Source organism: Mesorhizobium captivum (assembly GCF_033977165.1).
Taxonomy (GTDB): Bacteria; Pseudomonadota; Alphaproteobacteria; order Rhizobiales; family Rhizobiaceae; genus Mesorhizobium; species Mesorhizobium captivum.
In genome coordinates this window covers 23,951-38,294 of the sequence record NZ_JAVIJB010000017.1, presented here as the reverse complement: position 1 = coordinate 38,294, position 14,344 = coordinate 23,951, and the positions used below count along the sequence as shown (strand labels likewise).

The following is a 14,344-nucleotide window of genomic DNA, read 5'->3' as shown; positions in this document are numbered from 1 at the left end:
GGCGCGAGCTGATTTTGGCAATCGGACGCAGGGATGGGACGGCGACCGGCAGGAAGTCGCTATCCGACTTGTCTGCGTTCCTCAAAGCGTCGCCAGCCGCGAATTCGGCATGGTCTTTCCATAGGCTCGGCGCAGCGTCGCCTTCTCCTCCAGCGCGATGATGACACGTGCGGCAAAATCAGTCTTGTACATCTCCGCGAGCCGTGCCAGTCCGCCTGGCGTGAAGACATTGATCTCCAGAAGTTTGTCGCCGACGATGTCGAGCCCAACCAGAAACATGCCGTCGCTGACCAGTTTGGGGCGTACCATCTCGGCAATGCGCAAAATCGTGTCAGTTACCTTGACCTTGCGGGCGGTTCCGGCGGCGTGGACGTTGGAGCGGACGTCGCCCTTGGCTGGGACGCGGCGAAAGGCGGCGTAGCTGCCGTCGCGCAGCAGCGGCAGGCCGTTCATCAGGAAAAGACGCACGTCACCAGCCTTGGCCTCCGGAATGTAGGCCTGCGCGATGAGATAGCCGTCACCGCTGGCCGCCTCGAAAATCTGGTTGAGGTTGGAATCGGTAGGCGTCGCAATATGGAAGACGTTCTTGCCACCCGACCCTTGCAGTGGTTTGACGATGCAGCCCTTCGAGTGTTTGTCGATGAATGCGCGGATCTCGGCAATGCTGCGCGATATAAGGGTCGCCGGCCGAACCGCTTCGGGAAAAGTCTGCAGGTAGAGCTTGCTCTGTGCCTGTGCCAGACCATCCGGATCGTTGACGACGATGACGCCCTGTTCCGCTGCGAGCCGCCCGAACATGATGCCTGCGTTGGCGGCCCATGGTCGATCGGTGGCGTCGAGCGACGGGTCGTTGCGCAGAAACAGAATGTCGATATCGCTTGTCGCGAGGGTCTTTTTCTGCTTCGCGGCATCCTTCAGGGCAGCATGCAGCTTGTCGGGCGTCCTGTAGGAAGCCTCCGGCAAGACTGCGACGCTGACAGCCAGGCTGTCATCCGGACGCAGTATGAAGTCGCCCGGTTCGACATAGACAACCGAATGTCCGCGCTGGACTGCAGCCAGCGCCAGCGTTGTCGTCGTGTAGCCTGGCGTCTCGCTCTCGATCGAATTGACGAAGAACGCAATGCGCATCGGGGATGCTCCCTCAAGTCTCAACCATATCGATCGGATCGATGCCCGCCATCGCCTTCTTGAGCCGCGGACGCGCCGCGTCGGAAGAAAGGAATGCAGGTTCGAGGCGCGGCGCGCGCAGCAAGCCGCGCGCATTGAGTTCCTGGATTGCGCCGAAATGCGCGGCGGAGATCTTGCCGATCCAAAACGGCGTAAGGCTGCCGCCGCCTCTCAGGTGATCGAGGACCTGCACCACGCCGCGCAGATAGATGGCGTCTTTTGCCAGGCCACCACCGCGAAAGACACGCAGAACGACGTTGAAGGCGCTGCGATCATCGAGACCGAAATCCTTATGGAAAATGCGGAAAGTTTCCTCGAATGTCGCGCCGTCGAGCATCGCCTGACACGCAAGGACCCTGGCCGCGATCAGCCGCAGCCGCGCCGCGGTCATGCCGCCGACCAGATATTCCGCCAGCACGGCCAGTCCCTCCTGCATGCCCTCGTAGCCGGCGAGCCCGTTGCGGAAGATGGCAAGCCCCTGCGCATCGCCGTTGAAATAGGTCACTAGGTGGACACCGATCTCGTGACTGAGCAGCGCGGTCAGACGCTCCGGTGGAAGGTTGGTATCGCGCGAAACCAGCAACTGGTTCCGAGAGACCAGGAGGCCAGCCGGCAGGTCGCCGCGGATCTCCACGGAAGCATCGAAATCGGAATAGGCGGCACGATATCCGGCGATCATGTCTCGCGCGGCTGCGGCGACAGCGTCGGCGCCCAATCCTTTCTGCCTCACCGCCGATGCAGCGCCAGGCGCCTTTTCGACAATGGCGCGTGCTCGCGTCGCCAGACTCGGCTCGACGCTGCCATAGAGTGCTCGTCCGAGCTCGACGAAGCGGGGCGTCTCGCGTGCCGCGAGCATCGACAGCTGCAGATCGAGTTCCTGCTGCTTTTGCGAGAACAGCGTGGCCAGCAGCGGATCTTCCAGATGATCGAGCGAGACCGAATAGAGCTTCCGCTTCTGCGCGGCGACCTCGAATTCGAGCGGCCTGTAGAGCAGTGCTGGGACATGCTCGAAGCCGCCTGCCTGGAATTCCAGCCAGGCCGGTTCGGCATTGATCGGTGTGACGGCAAGCAGGAAATCGAATGTCGACGCGACGCTGTCGAGTGCCCGGTCGGCGCGCACGACAGCGTCGATGTAGGCGCGCCGCCCTAGCGAACGATGGGTCGCCGGCGGTTCCAGCTTTGATGCCTTCAGAAAGGCGCTGACCGCCTGGAGCGCGGAATCCACCATGTTGGCGACGACAAGATCGCGCAGTTCAGGATAGATGCGCTCGCTGCCAGGCACCCTGTAGATCGGCGCGAAGCGTACCGTCAGGCCCGCTACATCGTCGAGATGATCCGAGAGCCGCGCTTCGGCGCGTGTCGTGGGAACGAATTCGTCCACGCGCGGCGTGCGGTATTTCGCTTCGCGTCCGGACGCCGCAGTGGCAAAGCGCTTGAGCGCCGCCTTCTCCGCCGCGGTATCGCCGCTAGCCAATGCAATCTCGAAAGGCGGCAGGAACGGTATGTCCTCCGTCAGAAACCGGTCTTCGGCCAACTCGCCGATGTCGAGCACGAGGAATGCGCCGCAATGATCGCGCATCCTTCGCGCCACCAGCCGCGCGACCTCGCCGGCGAGGTCACTATCGGCAGCGATCAGATAGGAGGCGTTGGCGGAAACAATTTGGAACGCCGTATCCTGCTGCGACCCGACATGGACGCAGAGAAACGGCAGCGGCCGATCGATGTGCAAGCGGTTGCCGTCGCCGAACTCGCGGCGGATTGGCTTGCCCTCTTGGAAAAGCGCGTCCAGGTCCGCTTCGATCTTGGCCAACGGCGACATAGCCTCAATGAGCTTTGGCTTCATGTCATGCCCCGCAACGCAGCCTCGAGAACTGGCACCGTGGACCCAAGCATGGCACGCAGCCGTTCGATCGCTGCCCAGTCGGGTTCGCCGCTCCATTCGTCCATGAAGATCTTCTTGAACTCGACCGCTATGGCACACCCGGTCTCGGGGAAATTGGCATGGACGAAACGGGTCTGCTCGCCCTTGCCCTGGAATGACACGTTCTCGCGCACATCGATCGGCTCGCCGTTGAAATCCTGGCCGCGCAGCGCCTCCGTGAAGGCGTCGACGACCTGAGCCCAGCGCGCGCGGTCCATCGAGAACGTGCCGATATTGACATCAGGCGCGCCATCTTCCGACGCAGGTGCTGCTTTCGGCCCTGCACGCCGATGGTTGTAGCTGTGGACGTCGACAAGGACGAACCTGCCGTAACGTCTCTCGACATCGGCAAGGACACGCCTGAGCTCGCCATAGAACGCGTCGTGAAAGGCGAGTGACTCGTCCACAATGTCCTCGGCCGGTGGCTCTCGCCATACGCGCAGGCCCCAGGACTGGTCCGGCGACCGATAGACCGCAGCCTCGCGCGCGCGGTTCAGATCGACCTGAAAGCGCGATCGATGAACGATGATCTGGGTTGGGAAATCGGCGATGAAGTGCTCGGTGAAGGGATCCTCCTCCCGCAGCCGATCAGGGTCGGGGATGCACATGAGCGATTGGCAAGCGCGCCCAACGTCGGAGCCGCTGTGGATCGCCGTGCCAATGACGGGGGAATCGCCGAGCTTGATCGTCCAGCCTGCCGGTAACCCGCTCGCAGCATTGTTGAAAATAGGCTTGCTCACCATCCATCGAAATGCGTGGAGAGAGCGGACGGTTCCGGGTTCAACCGGTTGAGGCTTGCACCGGGGCCACATCGTCTCGCTGAAGAACCGGCTTCGCCCGGCACCTCAAGCCGCCAGCACTGCCTGATCCAGCCCGCGGATGATCTTCGCCAGTTCCACGCATTCGTCCTGGCGCACCTTGTTCTTCCGCCAGGCGAGGCAGATCATGCGCTGCGGCATCGGTTCCTGGAACGGCACGATCCTCAAGTCCGGCATGACGCCGGCAGCACTTGCCGCCATCTCCGGCACCAGCGTCACGCCCAGTCCGTGCGCCACCATCTGCAGCAACGTGGTCAGGCTGGTCGCGCCATAGCTTGCCATGGCCACCGGCCGCACATTGCCACAGACGGCTAAAGCCTGCTCGCGCAGGCAGTGGCCTTCCTCGAGCAGCATCAGCCGCTCCAACGCCGGACTTTCCGGCGGCACAGGCGGCGAGGCGAAAGCCGGATCGCCGGCGGGCACCGCAAGGAAGAAGCGGTCCGGGAAAAGCTCCTCGGTGACGAGCCCTGGATGGTCGAGCGGCAAGGCGGCGATGAAAGCGTCGAGCTTGCCCGAGACATTGTCCTCGACCAGCGAGGCGGTCACCGCCTCGCGCAGCTCGAGCTGCAGGGCCGGGAAGTGCCGCTTCAGTTCCGGCAGGACGCGCGGCAGGAGATAGGGCGCAACCGTCGGGATGATGCCCAGCCGGAAGCGCCCCTCCATCGCTGGACGGCCGCGCCGGGCAGTCGTCTCGACGTCACGTATGTCGGCCAGAATGCGCTCGATGCGCGGCTGGAGGACAAGCGCCTCGTCGGTCATCCGCACGGTCTTGCCGCCGCGCTCGAACAGGAGGCAGTTCAGCCGTTCTTCCATCTCGGCGATCTGCGCGGAGAGCGCCGGCTGGCTGACGCCGGCAAGCTTCGCGGCGCGGCCGAAATGCAGCATCTGCGCCAGCGCGTCGAAATAAAGCATCTGCCTGACGGTGAGACCTATCATAAGGAAATCCTATCGGAAAAAACAGGAAAGGCAATTTGTCTTTATCGGCAAGCCGCCCTAGTCTGGAATCGTTCCAGATTGGCGCGGCCGCTGGCCGCCCCGGAAACTCAATTCAAAACTCGGCAAAATCGGAGAGTAAGATGGACGCGAAAACCGACGACAACAGCGCTGGCAAATGCCCCGTGGCGCATGGATCCGCCGGCCGGACCAACCGCGACTGGTGGCCGAACCAGCTCGACCTCGGCGTTCTCCACCAGCAGTCGAACCTCTCGGACCCGATGGGCGAGGACTTCGACTACGCCAAGGAATTCCAGAGTCTCGACCTCGACGCGGTGGTCAAGGACCTCACCCATGTGATGACGGATTCGCAGGACTGGTGGCCGGCCGACTTCGGCCATTACGGGCCGCTCTTCATCCGCATGGCCTGGCACAGCGCCGGCACCTACCGCATCGGCGACGGGCGTGGCGGCGCCGGCGCCGGTCAGCAGCGCTTCGCGCCGCTCAACAGCTGGCCGGACAACGCCAACCTCGACAAGGCCCGCCGGCTGCTCTGGCCGGTCAAGCAGAAATATGGCCGCAAGATTTCCTGGGCCGACCTGATGATCCTGGCCGGCAACGTCGCGCTGGAATCGATGGGCTTCAAGACCTTCGGCTTCGCCGGCGGCCGCGCCGACGTTTGGGAGCCGGAGCAGGACGTCGACTGGGGCTCCGAAACCAAGTGGCTGGATGACCAGCGCTATTCCGGCGACCGTGAGCTGCAGGGCCATCTCGGCGCCGTGCAGATGGGCCTGATCTACGTCAACCCGGAAGGGCCGAACGGCAAGCCGGACCCGGTCGCCGCGGCGCGCGACATCCGCGAAACCTTCCGCCGCATGGCCATGAACGACGAAGAGACCGTGGCGCTGATTGCCGGCGGCCACACCTTCGGCAAAACCCATGGCGCCGGCGATGCCGCGCTGGTGGGCGCGGAGCCGGAAGGTGCCGGCATCGAGGCGCAGGGCCTCGGCTGGTCGAGCAAGCATGCCACCGGCATTGCCGGCGACGCCATCACGTCTGGCCTCGAGGTCACCTGGACCACGACGCCAACCAAATGGAGCAACAACTTCTTCGACAACCTCTTCAATTACGAATGGGAGCTGACGAAGAGCCCGGCGGGCGCCAATCAGTGGACGCCGAAGGGCGGCGCCGGCGCGGGCACGGTGCCGGACGCGCACAATGCGTCGAAGCGCCATGCGCCGGCCATGCTCACCACCGACTTGTCGCTGCGTTTCGACCCGGCCTACGAGAAGATCTCGCGGCGCTTCCACCAGCACCCGGACCAGTTCGCCGACGCCTTCGCCCGGGCCTGGTTCAAGCTCACCCATCGCGACATGGGCCCGGTCGTGCGCTATCTCGGCCCGCTCGTGCCCAAGGAAGAGCTGATCTGGCAGGATCCGATCCCGGCGATCGACCATGAGCTGGTGAGCGACCAGGACATCGCCGCGCTGAAGGCGAAGATCCTGGCGTCCGGCCTCGCGGTATCCGAGCTGGTCTCGACCGCCTGGGCGTCGGCCTCAACCTTCCGCGGCTCCGACAAGCGTGGCGGCGCCAATGGCGGCCGCATCCGTCTTGCCCCGCAGAAGGATTGGGACGTCAACCAGCCGGCACAGCTCGCCAAGGTGCTGGCGAAGCTCGAAGCCGTCCAGAAGGAATTCAATGCTGCTGAGGCCGGCGGCAAGAAGGTCTCGCTGGCCGACCTCATCGTGCTCGGCGGCGTCGCCGCGGTCGAGAAGGCCGCGAAGGACGGTGGCCACGAGGTGAAGGTCCCGTTCACGCCCGGCCGCATGGACGCTTCGCAGGAGCAGACCGATGTCGAGTCCTTCGCGGCGCTCGAGCCGAGAGCCGACGGCTTCCGCAACTACGTCGGCGGCAAGCTGCCGATGTCGGTCGAGGCGATGATGGTCGACCGGGCGCAGCTGTTGACGCTGACGGCGCCGGAGATGACCGTGCTGGTCGGTGGCCTGCGCGTGCTCGGCGCCAATGCCGGCGGCTCGAAGCACGGCGTCTTCACCGACAAGCCCGGCACGCTGACCAACGACTTCTTCGTCAACCTGCTCTCGATGGCGACGGTCTGGGATCCGGCTGCGGGCTCCGAGCCGGGCTCGGATGAGGTCTATGAGGCGCGCGACCGCAAGACCAAGGCGGTCAAGTGGACCGGCACCCGCGCCGACCTGATCTTCGGCTCGCACGCGCAGCTGCGTGCTTTCTCAGAAGTTTACGGCTCTGCCGACGCCAAGGCGAAGTTCGTCAAGGACTTCGTCAAGGCGTGGATCAAGGTGATGAACCTTGATCGCTTCGAGGTCGCCTCGAAGTAAGGGTCTCATCCTCCCAAGTAAAAGGCGCGGGGCCTGCCCCGCGCCTTTTGATTCAACCGCGCGAGGATCAATCTTTCTCGAAGATGCCCGCCTTGGCGACGACGCCGGCGATCGCCCCGCCGATCAGCGGCGCGACGATGAACAGCCAGAGCTGGCCGAGCGCAGCGCCACCCGAAAACAGCGCCGGGCCGATCGAGCGCGCCGGATTGACCGAGGTGCCGGTGACCGGGATCATGGCGAAGTGAATTGCCGCCAGCGTCAGGCCGATGACCAGGCCGGCAAAGGCCGTCGTGTGCTTGGCGTTGGTGACGCCGAGGATGACGGTGACGAAGGTGAAGGTGCCGATCAGCTCCCACAGGAAGGCAGAGCTCATGCCCCATTTCGCCTCGTCCCAGCCATTGGCGCCGAAGCCGCCGGTGTGGCCGCCGGCCTGGCCGGTGACGATGATCCACAGCGCAAGCGAAGCGATGATGGCGCCGATGATCTGCGCGATCCAGTAAGGAACGACATCCTTGGCCGGCATCCGTCCCGCAAGGAACACGCCGAGCGTCACCGCCGGATTGAGATGCGCGCCCGAGATCGGGCCGATCGCATAGGCCGCGGCGATCAGGCCGATGCCGAACGCCAGGCCGATGCCTTCCTGGCCGAGCGGCAGCGCGCCGCCGAAACCGCCCGTGACCACGGAGGCCGTGCCGATGAACACCAACAAAAACGTGCCTAGAACTTCTGCCAGATAAGTCTTCATTGCCCTCTCCTTATTGGAATCCGCCAAACCGCGTTTCCCGCGCCGCGAATCACAAGCGAAAGAGTATTCCCACCCGGAAAGCTTGGAAAGCAGAGCGGTTAAGCCACGCTGATTGCTTGTGCGCGCCAGTTAATTGCATTAGAGGCCGTTCATGTACTGATGGAATTGTTCCGGGCCTTCTTGTCGATCGGGATTTTTTCATGTCGAAGGCCTGACTTTCCGGCACCGGCGGTCGCTGCCCTCGGCAAGGTTCGGCGCGATGGCCGCAACAGAACTGTTTCATTCCTGGCCGGAAACGCTTTAAGAGCGGGCCGGAAAACAATTTGCAGGTAGACAGGATGCGACTGGGCGGAAGGCTGGCGGCGGCCATCGAAGTTCTGGAAGACATTAGCCGGCGCCACCGGCCGGTGGCCGATGCCTTGCGCGACTGGGGCCTGTCGCACCGCTTTGCCGGCGGCGGCGACAGGGCGGCGATCGGCAACATCGTCTACGACGCGCTGCGCCGCAAGCGCTCGGCCGGTTGGCTTTTCGGCGAAGACACGCCGCGCGCCATCGGCTTCGGCGCGCTGCTGCTCGAATGGGGCCAGACGGCGCAGTCGCTGAACGAGGCGCTCGACGGCGACAAGTTCGCGCCGCCGCTGCTCAGCGCCGCCGAATTGAAGGCGGTCGCGGGGCGCCGGCTCGCCGATGCGCCCGATGCCGTGCGCGCGGACGTGCCCGACTGGTGCGCGCCGCTGCTGGAGCAGGCCTATGGCGATGCCTGGGTCGGGGAAGGGGCGGCCCTCGCGATGCGCCCGCCGCTGGATCTCAGGGTCAATGCGCTCCAGGCCGACCGCGGCAAGGTGCTGGCGGAACTCGAGGGCACGGGCGCGGCGCCTGCCGCGATCACGCCGCACGGCATTCGCATCCCGCCGATCGACGGCGACGGCCGGCATCCGAACGTGCAGGCCGAGCCCGCCTTCCAGAAGGGCTGGTTCGAGGTGCAGGACGAGGGCTCGCAGCTTGCCGCGGCACTTGCCGGTGCCGCGCCCGGCATGCAGGTGCTCGATTATTGCGCCGGCGCCGGGGGCAAGACGCTGGCGCTTTCGGCCGAGATGGGCAATACAGGCCAGGTGTTCGCCCATGACGCGGAAAAGGTGCGGCTGGCGCCAATCTTCGAGCGCATCCGCCGCGCGCACAGCCGCAATGTCCAGATCGTCAGCAAGCCTGCGGAACTCGCGCCGCTCACCGCGCATATGGACGTCGTGCTGATCGACGCACCCTGCACCGGCAGCGGCACCTGGCGGCGGCGGCCCGACGCCAAATGGCGGTTGACCGACAGGCAGCTCGACGCCCGCAAGGGTGAGCAAACGGCGATCCTCGACACGGCGCAGGCCTTCGTGAAACCCGGCGGACTGCTCGTCTACATCACCTGTTCGGTGTTCGATGCCGAAAACGGCGAGCAGGTCCAGGCTTTCCGGTCGCGCCACGCGGATTTTGCGCCGATCGACCATCGCCGGCTGTGGGACAGCCATTTCCCCGGCCATGACGGCGCCGCGCGCATTGCCGGCGCCGGCGGTATCTCGCTGTCGCCGGCGCTCAGCGGCACCGACGGCTTCTATTTCCACGCCCTGCGCAAGGCCCCCTGAGGGCAGCGGGCATTTTGCTGCGCTGCAACATAAGACATTGCCTGTCCTGCCTGCCTCTGCAATAAGCTTCGCCAGCAAAAGTGAGGCGAAGGCCATGGCAGCTAAAATCGTACCCGCTCCCGACTACGAGGATCGTGTCAGGGCTTCCTTTGCCCGCCAGAAAGCCATGGCCACCATCGGCGCGGAACTGACGCTGGTCACGCCCGGCATCATCGAGATCGAGATGCCCTATGCGCCTTCGCTCACCCAGCAGCACGGCTTCCTGCATGCCGGCGTCATCTCGACCGCGCTGGACTCGGCCTGCGGTTATGCCGCCTTCTCGCTGATGCCGGAAAATTCCGGCGTGCTGACCATCGAATTCAAGGTCAATCTGCTGGCGCCGGGCAGGGGCGAGCGCTTCCTGTTCCGCGGCTCGGTGACAAAGCCCGGCCGCACCATCATCGTTGCCGACGGCCAGGCCTACGCCTTTGCCGTCGACGGCGAGGCCAAGCTTATCGCCACCATGACCGGCACGATGATGACGGTGGTCGGCCGCGATGGGATAGAAGGGTGACTCATGGCGAGCGCTGCGCGGATAGGGGAAAAATCCGTTCTCTTCGTCATGGCGGCGGAGGCCGAATACGGCCCGCATCTCAAGGAACTGTTCACGCCGCTGATGACCGGGGTCGGTCCGGTCGAGGCCGCCGTGCGGCTTGGTGCCGAGCTTGCGGCGCTGAAGGCGGGGGGCGCGCTGCCGGACCTCGTCGTCTCGCTCGGCTCCGCGGGAAGCCGCACGCTTGAGCAGACCGAAATCTACCAGGCTGTGTCGGTGAGCTATCGCGACATGGACGCTTCGCCGCTCGGTTTCGAGAAGGGCGCCACGCCCTTCCTCGACTTGCCGGTTACGGCGCCGCTGCCGTTCGTCATCCCGGGCATCAAGAGCGCCACGCTCTCGACCGGCGGCGCGATCGTCACCGGCATCGCCTATGACGCGATCGACGCCGACATGGTCGACATGGAGACCTTCGCCTGCCTGCGCGCCTGCCAGCTCTTCGGCGTGCCGCTGATCGGCCTGCGCGGCATTTCCGATGGCGCCGCCGATCTCAGGCATGTCGGCGACTGGACGGAATATCTGCACGTCATCGACGAGAAGCTGGCGGCGGCTGTAGGTCTCCTCGAGCAGGCGATTGCATCGGCCGCGATTCGCCTTACCTAAGGCCTTGAAAGGGACCGAAGGCCGCAGCGCGCAGCCATTGCGCCGAATCGGTTCTTTCTTTAAAGGCCCTCCATGACGACACATCCCGACACCGTTCTCATCATCGACTTCGGCAGCCAGGTCACGCAGCTGATCGCGCGGCGCGTGCGCGAAGCCGGGGTCTACTGCGAAATCGTGCCGTACCAGTCCGCGGCCGAGGGCTTCCGCCGCATCCGGCCGAAGGCCGTCATCCTGTCGGGCAGCCCGCACTCGACCGTCGACATCGGTTCGCCCCGCGCTCCCGACGAAGTGTTTTCCGCCGGCATTCCGGTGCTCGGCATCTGCTATGGCGAGCAGACCATGTGCGCCCAGCTCGGCGGCAAGGTCGAAGCCGGCCATCATCGTGAGTTCGGCCGGGCCTTCCTGGAGATCGAGGACGACTGCGCGCTGTTCGACGGCGTCTGGGCCAGGGGAACGCGTCACCAGGTCTGGATGAGCCATGGCGACCGGGTCACCGCCATTCCCGCCGGCTTCAAGATCGTCGGCACCTCCACCGGCGCGCCCTTTGCCGCGATTGCCGACGAGGCGCGCAAGTTCTACGCGCTGCAATTCCATCCCGAAGTCGTCCACACTCCGGATGGCGCGAAGCTGCTCAGCAACTTCGTCCACCACATCGCCGGTCTCGCCAGTGGCTGGACCATGGCAGCCTATCGCGAGCAGGCGGTCGAGGCGATCCGCAAGCAGGTGGGCAAGGGCAAGGTGATCTGCGCGCTGTCGGGCGGCGTCGACTCCTCGGTCGCAGCTCTGTTGATCCACGAGGCGGTCGGCGATCAGCTGACCTGCATCCTCGTCGACCACGGCCTGATGCGCAAGGACGAGGCGCAAAGCGTGGTGGAGATGTTCCGCCAGCACTACAACCTGCCGCTAATCCTGGTCGACGCCTCCGACCGGTTCATCTCGGCGCTCGAAGGCGAGGCCGATCCGGAAACGAAGCGCAAGACCATCGGCCGGCTGTTCATCGAGGTGTTCGAGGAGGAGGCGAAGAAGCTCGGCGGCGCCGACTTCCTGGCACAGGGCACGCTATACCCGGATGTCATCGAAAGCGTCTCCTTCTCGGGCGGCCCGTCGGTGACGATCAAGTCGCACCACAATGTCGGCGGCTTGCCCGAGCGCATGAACATGAAGCTGGTCGAGCCGCTGCGCGAATTGTTCAAGGACGAGGTGAGGGCGCTCGGCAAGGAGCTCGGCCTGCCCGAAAGCTTCATCGGCCGCCATCCGTTCCCAGGTCCTGGCCTTGCCATACGCTGCCCGGGCGGCATCACCCGCGAGAAGCTGGAGATCCTGCGCCAGGCCGACGCCATCTATCTCGACGAGATCCGCAAGGCCGGCCTCTACGACGCCATCTGGCAAGCCTTCGCCGTGCTGCTTCCGGTACAGACCGTGGGCGTGATGGGCGACGGCCGCACCTACGAATTCGTCTGCGCGCTGCGCGCCGTGACCTCCGTCGACGGCATGACGGCCGACTTCTACCACTACGACATGAACTTCCTCGGCGCCGCCGCCACGCGCATCATCAACGAGGTGAAAGGCATCAACCGCGTCGTCTACGACGTAACGTCGAAGCCGCCCGGAACTATCGAGTGGGAATGAGGCGGCATCGTTCTCTGGCTTTCGGTGGCTATCTAGGAAAGCTCCGTAAACCTCTGAAGTAAATTAATTTTTCCTTCCGGGTCTATCGCCAACTATCACCCCTAAGCGGAAGCATCTGACGGTAAATCTGACGGTACGCTCTTTTCTGTCCTCCCTCTTGCCGCCCAATACCGTCATGGCGCCGATTTCTAGGTCATCCTAATTTTTCCCACCAACCGTTTGAAATACAAGGATTACCTTCAAAGGTTGACGGTAAAATCATTGACGGTAAAATTGACGTTAGCTCGATTTGTTTTTCCCAATTTTTTGTGGAGCCATGTTAACCGACATTGCACTTAAGAAGCTGAAACCAAAGGAGAAAATGTACAAGGTTTCCGATCGCGACGGTATGTACGCGACGGTTTCTCCAACGGGGCAGATTGCATTTCGGTATGACTACCGGATGAACGGCCGGCGGGAGACTCTGACGCTGGGCCGCTACGGTGAGGGAGGTATCACGCTGGCGGAGGCGCGCGACCGCTGCATCGCAGCGCGGAAGATGGTGGCAGCCGGAAAGTCTCCCGCGCAGGAAAAGCAGCGCGAAAAGCATCGCCTGTCAGCCACGGCGACGTTCGGCGATGCAAGTAGACGCTGGTTCAAGGACGCAAAGATGGCGGAGAGCACCCGTTCGATGCGGAAAGCGATTTTCGATCGAGACATTTTGCCGATTTGGCAGAAAAGGCTCCTAACCGAGATCACATCTGACGACCTGCGGGCACTCTGCGTGAGGGTGAAGGACCGCGGTGCGCCTGCCACAGCCATTCATATCCGGGATATCGTTAAGCAGATCTATGGTCACGCCATTCTGCATGGCAAAAAGATTAGCAATCCTGCGGACGAAGTGGGGCCGGCCTCGATAGCCACGTTCGAGGCGAAAGATAGGGCACTATCGCCCGCAGAGATCCGGATCATGCTGAAAGAGTTGGAGAATGTGCCAACGCTGCCGACCATTCGGCTTGGCCTAAAGCTTATCTTGCTCACGATGGTCCGCAAGGGTGAACTGCTCGACGCAACGTGGGACGAGGTCGATTTCGAGAACGCCGTCTGGAATATCCCAAAAGAACGCATGAAGCGGAAGAAGCCGCATAATGTGTACCTGTCACGGCAATCACTCGACATCATGATAGCGCTTAAAACTTGCGCGGCTAATTCGCGGTATGTGCTGCCGTCTCGCTACGATGCCGATGAAACCATATCACGCGCGACCTTCAATCGCGTAACTGCAGCGATTGTCGAGCGGGCAAGGAAGCAAGATCTTCCACTTGCGCCTTTCACGGTGCACGATCTCCGGCGCACCGGGTCTACACTTTTGAACGAAATCGGGTTCAATCGCGACTGGATTGAAAAATGTCTTGCCCACGAAGACGGCCGCTCATCGCGCGGTGTCTACAACAGGGCTGAATATGAGTTGCAGCGTCGTCATATGCTGCAGGAGTGGGCTGATATGGTGGACTCGTGGACGGCAGGCAGGAAGCATACGCCTGCACTTCAGCCGCCTACAGGAGCAGCGATTACTCTCGATCCGATTTGACCGGTCGGGTCTTTCGTAGTCTTACGTTGGGAGCTGGCCGGCTCTCGCTTTTTCCCGCATTTGACGCGTTCCGCCGCTCTTCGATCCAAGCTTCGACTTCTTCCAAGTCCCAGACAACACAGCGCGGGCTGAGATTGAAGCGGCGCGGGAATTCGCCGCGTTGCTCCATCTCATAGATTGTCGTGTCGGACAGCGGAACGATCTCTCTCAGCTGCGGCCGGCGTATGGTTCGCATTACCCTACTCGTCGCAATGTGGGGCAGAGTCGGAAGCAGGCCCTGCTGGCGATTTGTGGTATCCTCCGGTTTGTCGAACTCAGAAGACTGTTGCTGTTTGACCATTTGCGACACCCGAAGGGTTGGTTGTCGGTCAACAGTCACGC

The 14,344-nt window shown here is 63.6% G+C and carries 12 protein-coding genes; 6 read left to right on the top strand and 6 right to left on the bottom strand.

Annotation, left to right across the window (positions count from 1 at the left end; translation table 11 throughout):
* Positions 1-81: 81 nt before the first annotated feature.
* The 4 genes from RFM40_RS16160 to RFM40_RS16145 form a co-directional block, all read right to left on the bottom strand.
* Positions 82-1,128: a glutathione synthetase gene (locus RFM40_RS16160; protein ID WP_320226454.1), complete on the bottom strand. Its 1,047-nt coding sequence runs from the start codon at positions 1,126-1,128 to the stop codon at positions 82-84.
* A gap of 13 nt (positions 1,129-1,141) precedes the next feature.
* Positions 1,142-3,010, bottom strand: a complete 1,869-nt coding sequence (locus tag RFM40_RS16155) for a flavohemoglobin expression-modulating QEGLA motif protein (RefSeq protein WP_320226455.1) — start codon at positions 3,008-3,010, stop codon at positions 1,142-1,144.
* Entirely contained in the window at positions 3,007-3,831 is an 825-nt protein-coding gene (locus tag RFM40_RS16150) for an N-formylglutamate amidohydrolase (protein WP_320226456.1), read from the bottom strand. Before RFM40_RS16150 ends, RFM40_RS16155 begins: the two co-directional genes overlap by 4 nt.
* Before the next feature lie 102 nt (positions 3,832-3,933).
* A complete protein-coding gene (locus RFM40_RS16145) occupies positions 3,934-4,842 on the bottom strand; it encodes a hydrogen peroxide-inducible genes activator (protein WP_320219975.1) in 909 nt (302 codons plus the stop codon).
* 140 nt (positions 4,843-4,982) lie between these two features.
* Between RFM40_RS16145 and katG the strand changes: the two genes are divergently transcribed.
* Entirely contained in the window at positions 4,983-7,196 is a 2,214-nt protein-coding gene (gene katG, locus RFM40_RS16140) for a catalase/peroxidase HPI (protein WP_320226458.1), read from the top strand.
* Positions 7,197-7,263: 67 nt separating this feature from the next.
* Here the strand turns inward: katG and RFM40_RS16135 are convergent, their stop codons facing one another.
* The gene (locus RFM40_RS16135; protein ID WP_126101894.1) at positions 7,264-7,941 is read right to left on the bottom strand and encodes an MIP family channel protein; all 678 of its coding nucleotides are present in this window, start codon (positions 7,939-7,941) and stop codon (positions 7,264-7,266) included.
* Between the two features lie 338 nt (positions 7,942-8,279).
* Between RFM40_RS16135 and RFM40_RS16130 the strand changes: the two genes are divergently transcribed.
* The 5 genes from RFM40_RS16130 (at position 8,280) to RFM40_RS16110 (ending at position 13,963) form a co-directional block, all read left to right on the top strand.
* The gene (locus RFM40_RS16130) at positions 8,280-9,569 is read left to right on the top strand and encodes an RsmB/NOP family class I SAM-dependent RNA methyltransferase (RefSeq protein ID WP_320226459.1); all 1,290 of its coding nucleotides are present in this window, start codon (positions 8,280-8,282) and stop codon (positions 9,567-9,569) included.
* A 94-nt stretch (positions 9,570-9,663) separates the two neighbouring features.
* Complete coding sequence (locus RFM40_RS16125) at positions 9,664-10,122, top strand: PaaI family thioesterase (RefSeq protein WP_320226460.1); 459 nt, start codon at positions 9,664-9,666, stop codon at positions 10,120-10,122.
* Positions 10,123-10,125: 3 nt separating this feature from the next.
* Positions 10,126-10,764, top strand: a complete 639-nt coding sequence (locus tag RFM40_RS16120) for a 5'-methylthioadenosine/S-adenosylhomocysteine nucleosidase (RefSeq protein WP_320226461.1) — start codon at positions 10,126-10,128, stop codon at positions 10,762-10,764.
* Positions 10,765-10,836: 72 nt separating this feature from the next.
* Positions 10,837-12,393 (top strand): glutamine-hydrolyzing GMP synthase, encoded by a 1,557-nt coding sequence (gene guaA / locus RFM40_RS16115; RefSeq protein WP_320226462.1) that lies wholly within the window; start codon positions 10,837-10,839, stop codon positions 12,391-12,393.
* 316 nt (positions 12,394-12,709) lie between these two features.
* The gene (locus RFM40_RS16110) at positions 12,710-13,963 is read left to right on the top strand and encodes a tyrosine-type recombinase/integrase (protein WP_320249882.1); all 1,254 of its coding nucleotides are present in this window, start codon (positions 12,710-12,712) and stop codon (positions 13,961-13,963) included.
* Here the strand turns inward: RFM40_RS16110 and RFM40_RS16105 are convergent.
* Positions 13,944-14,198, bottom strand: coding sequence for a helix-turn-helix transcriptional regulator (locus tag RFM40_RS16105; RefSeq protein WP_083354661.1), 255 nt, complete (start codon positions 14,196-14,198; stop codon positions 13,944-13,946). The two genes, RFM40_RS16110 and RFM40_RS16105, sit on opposite strands and share 20 nt — an antisense overlap.
* Positions 14,199-14,344: the final 146 nt, after the last annotated feature.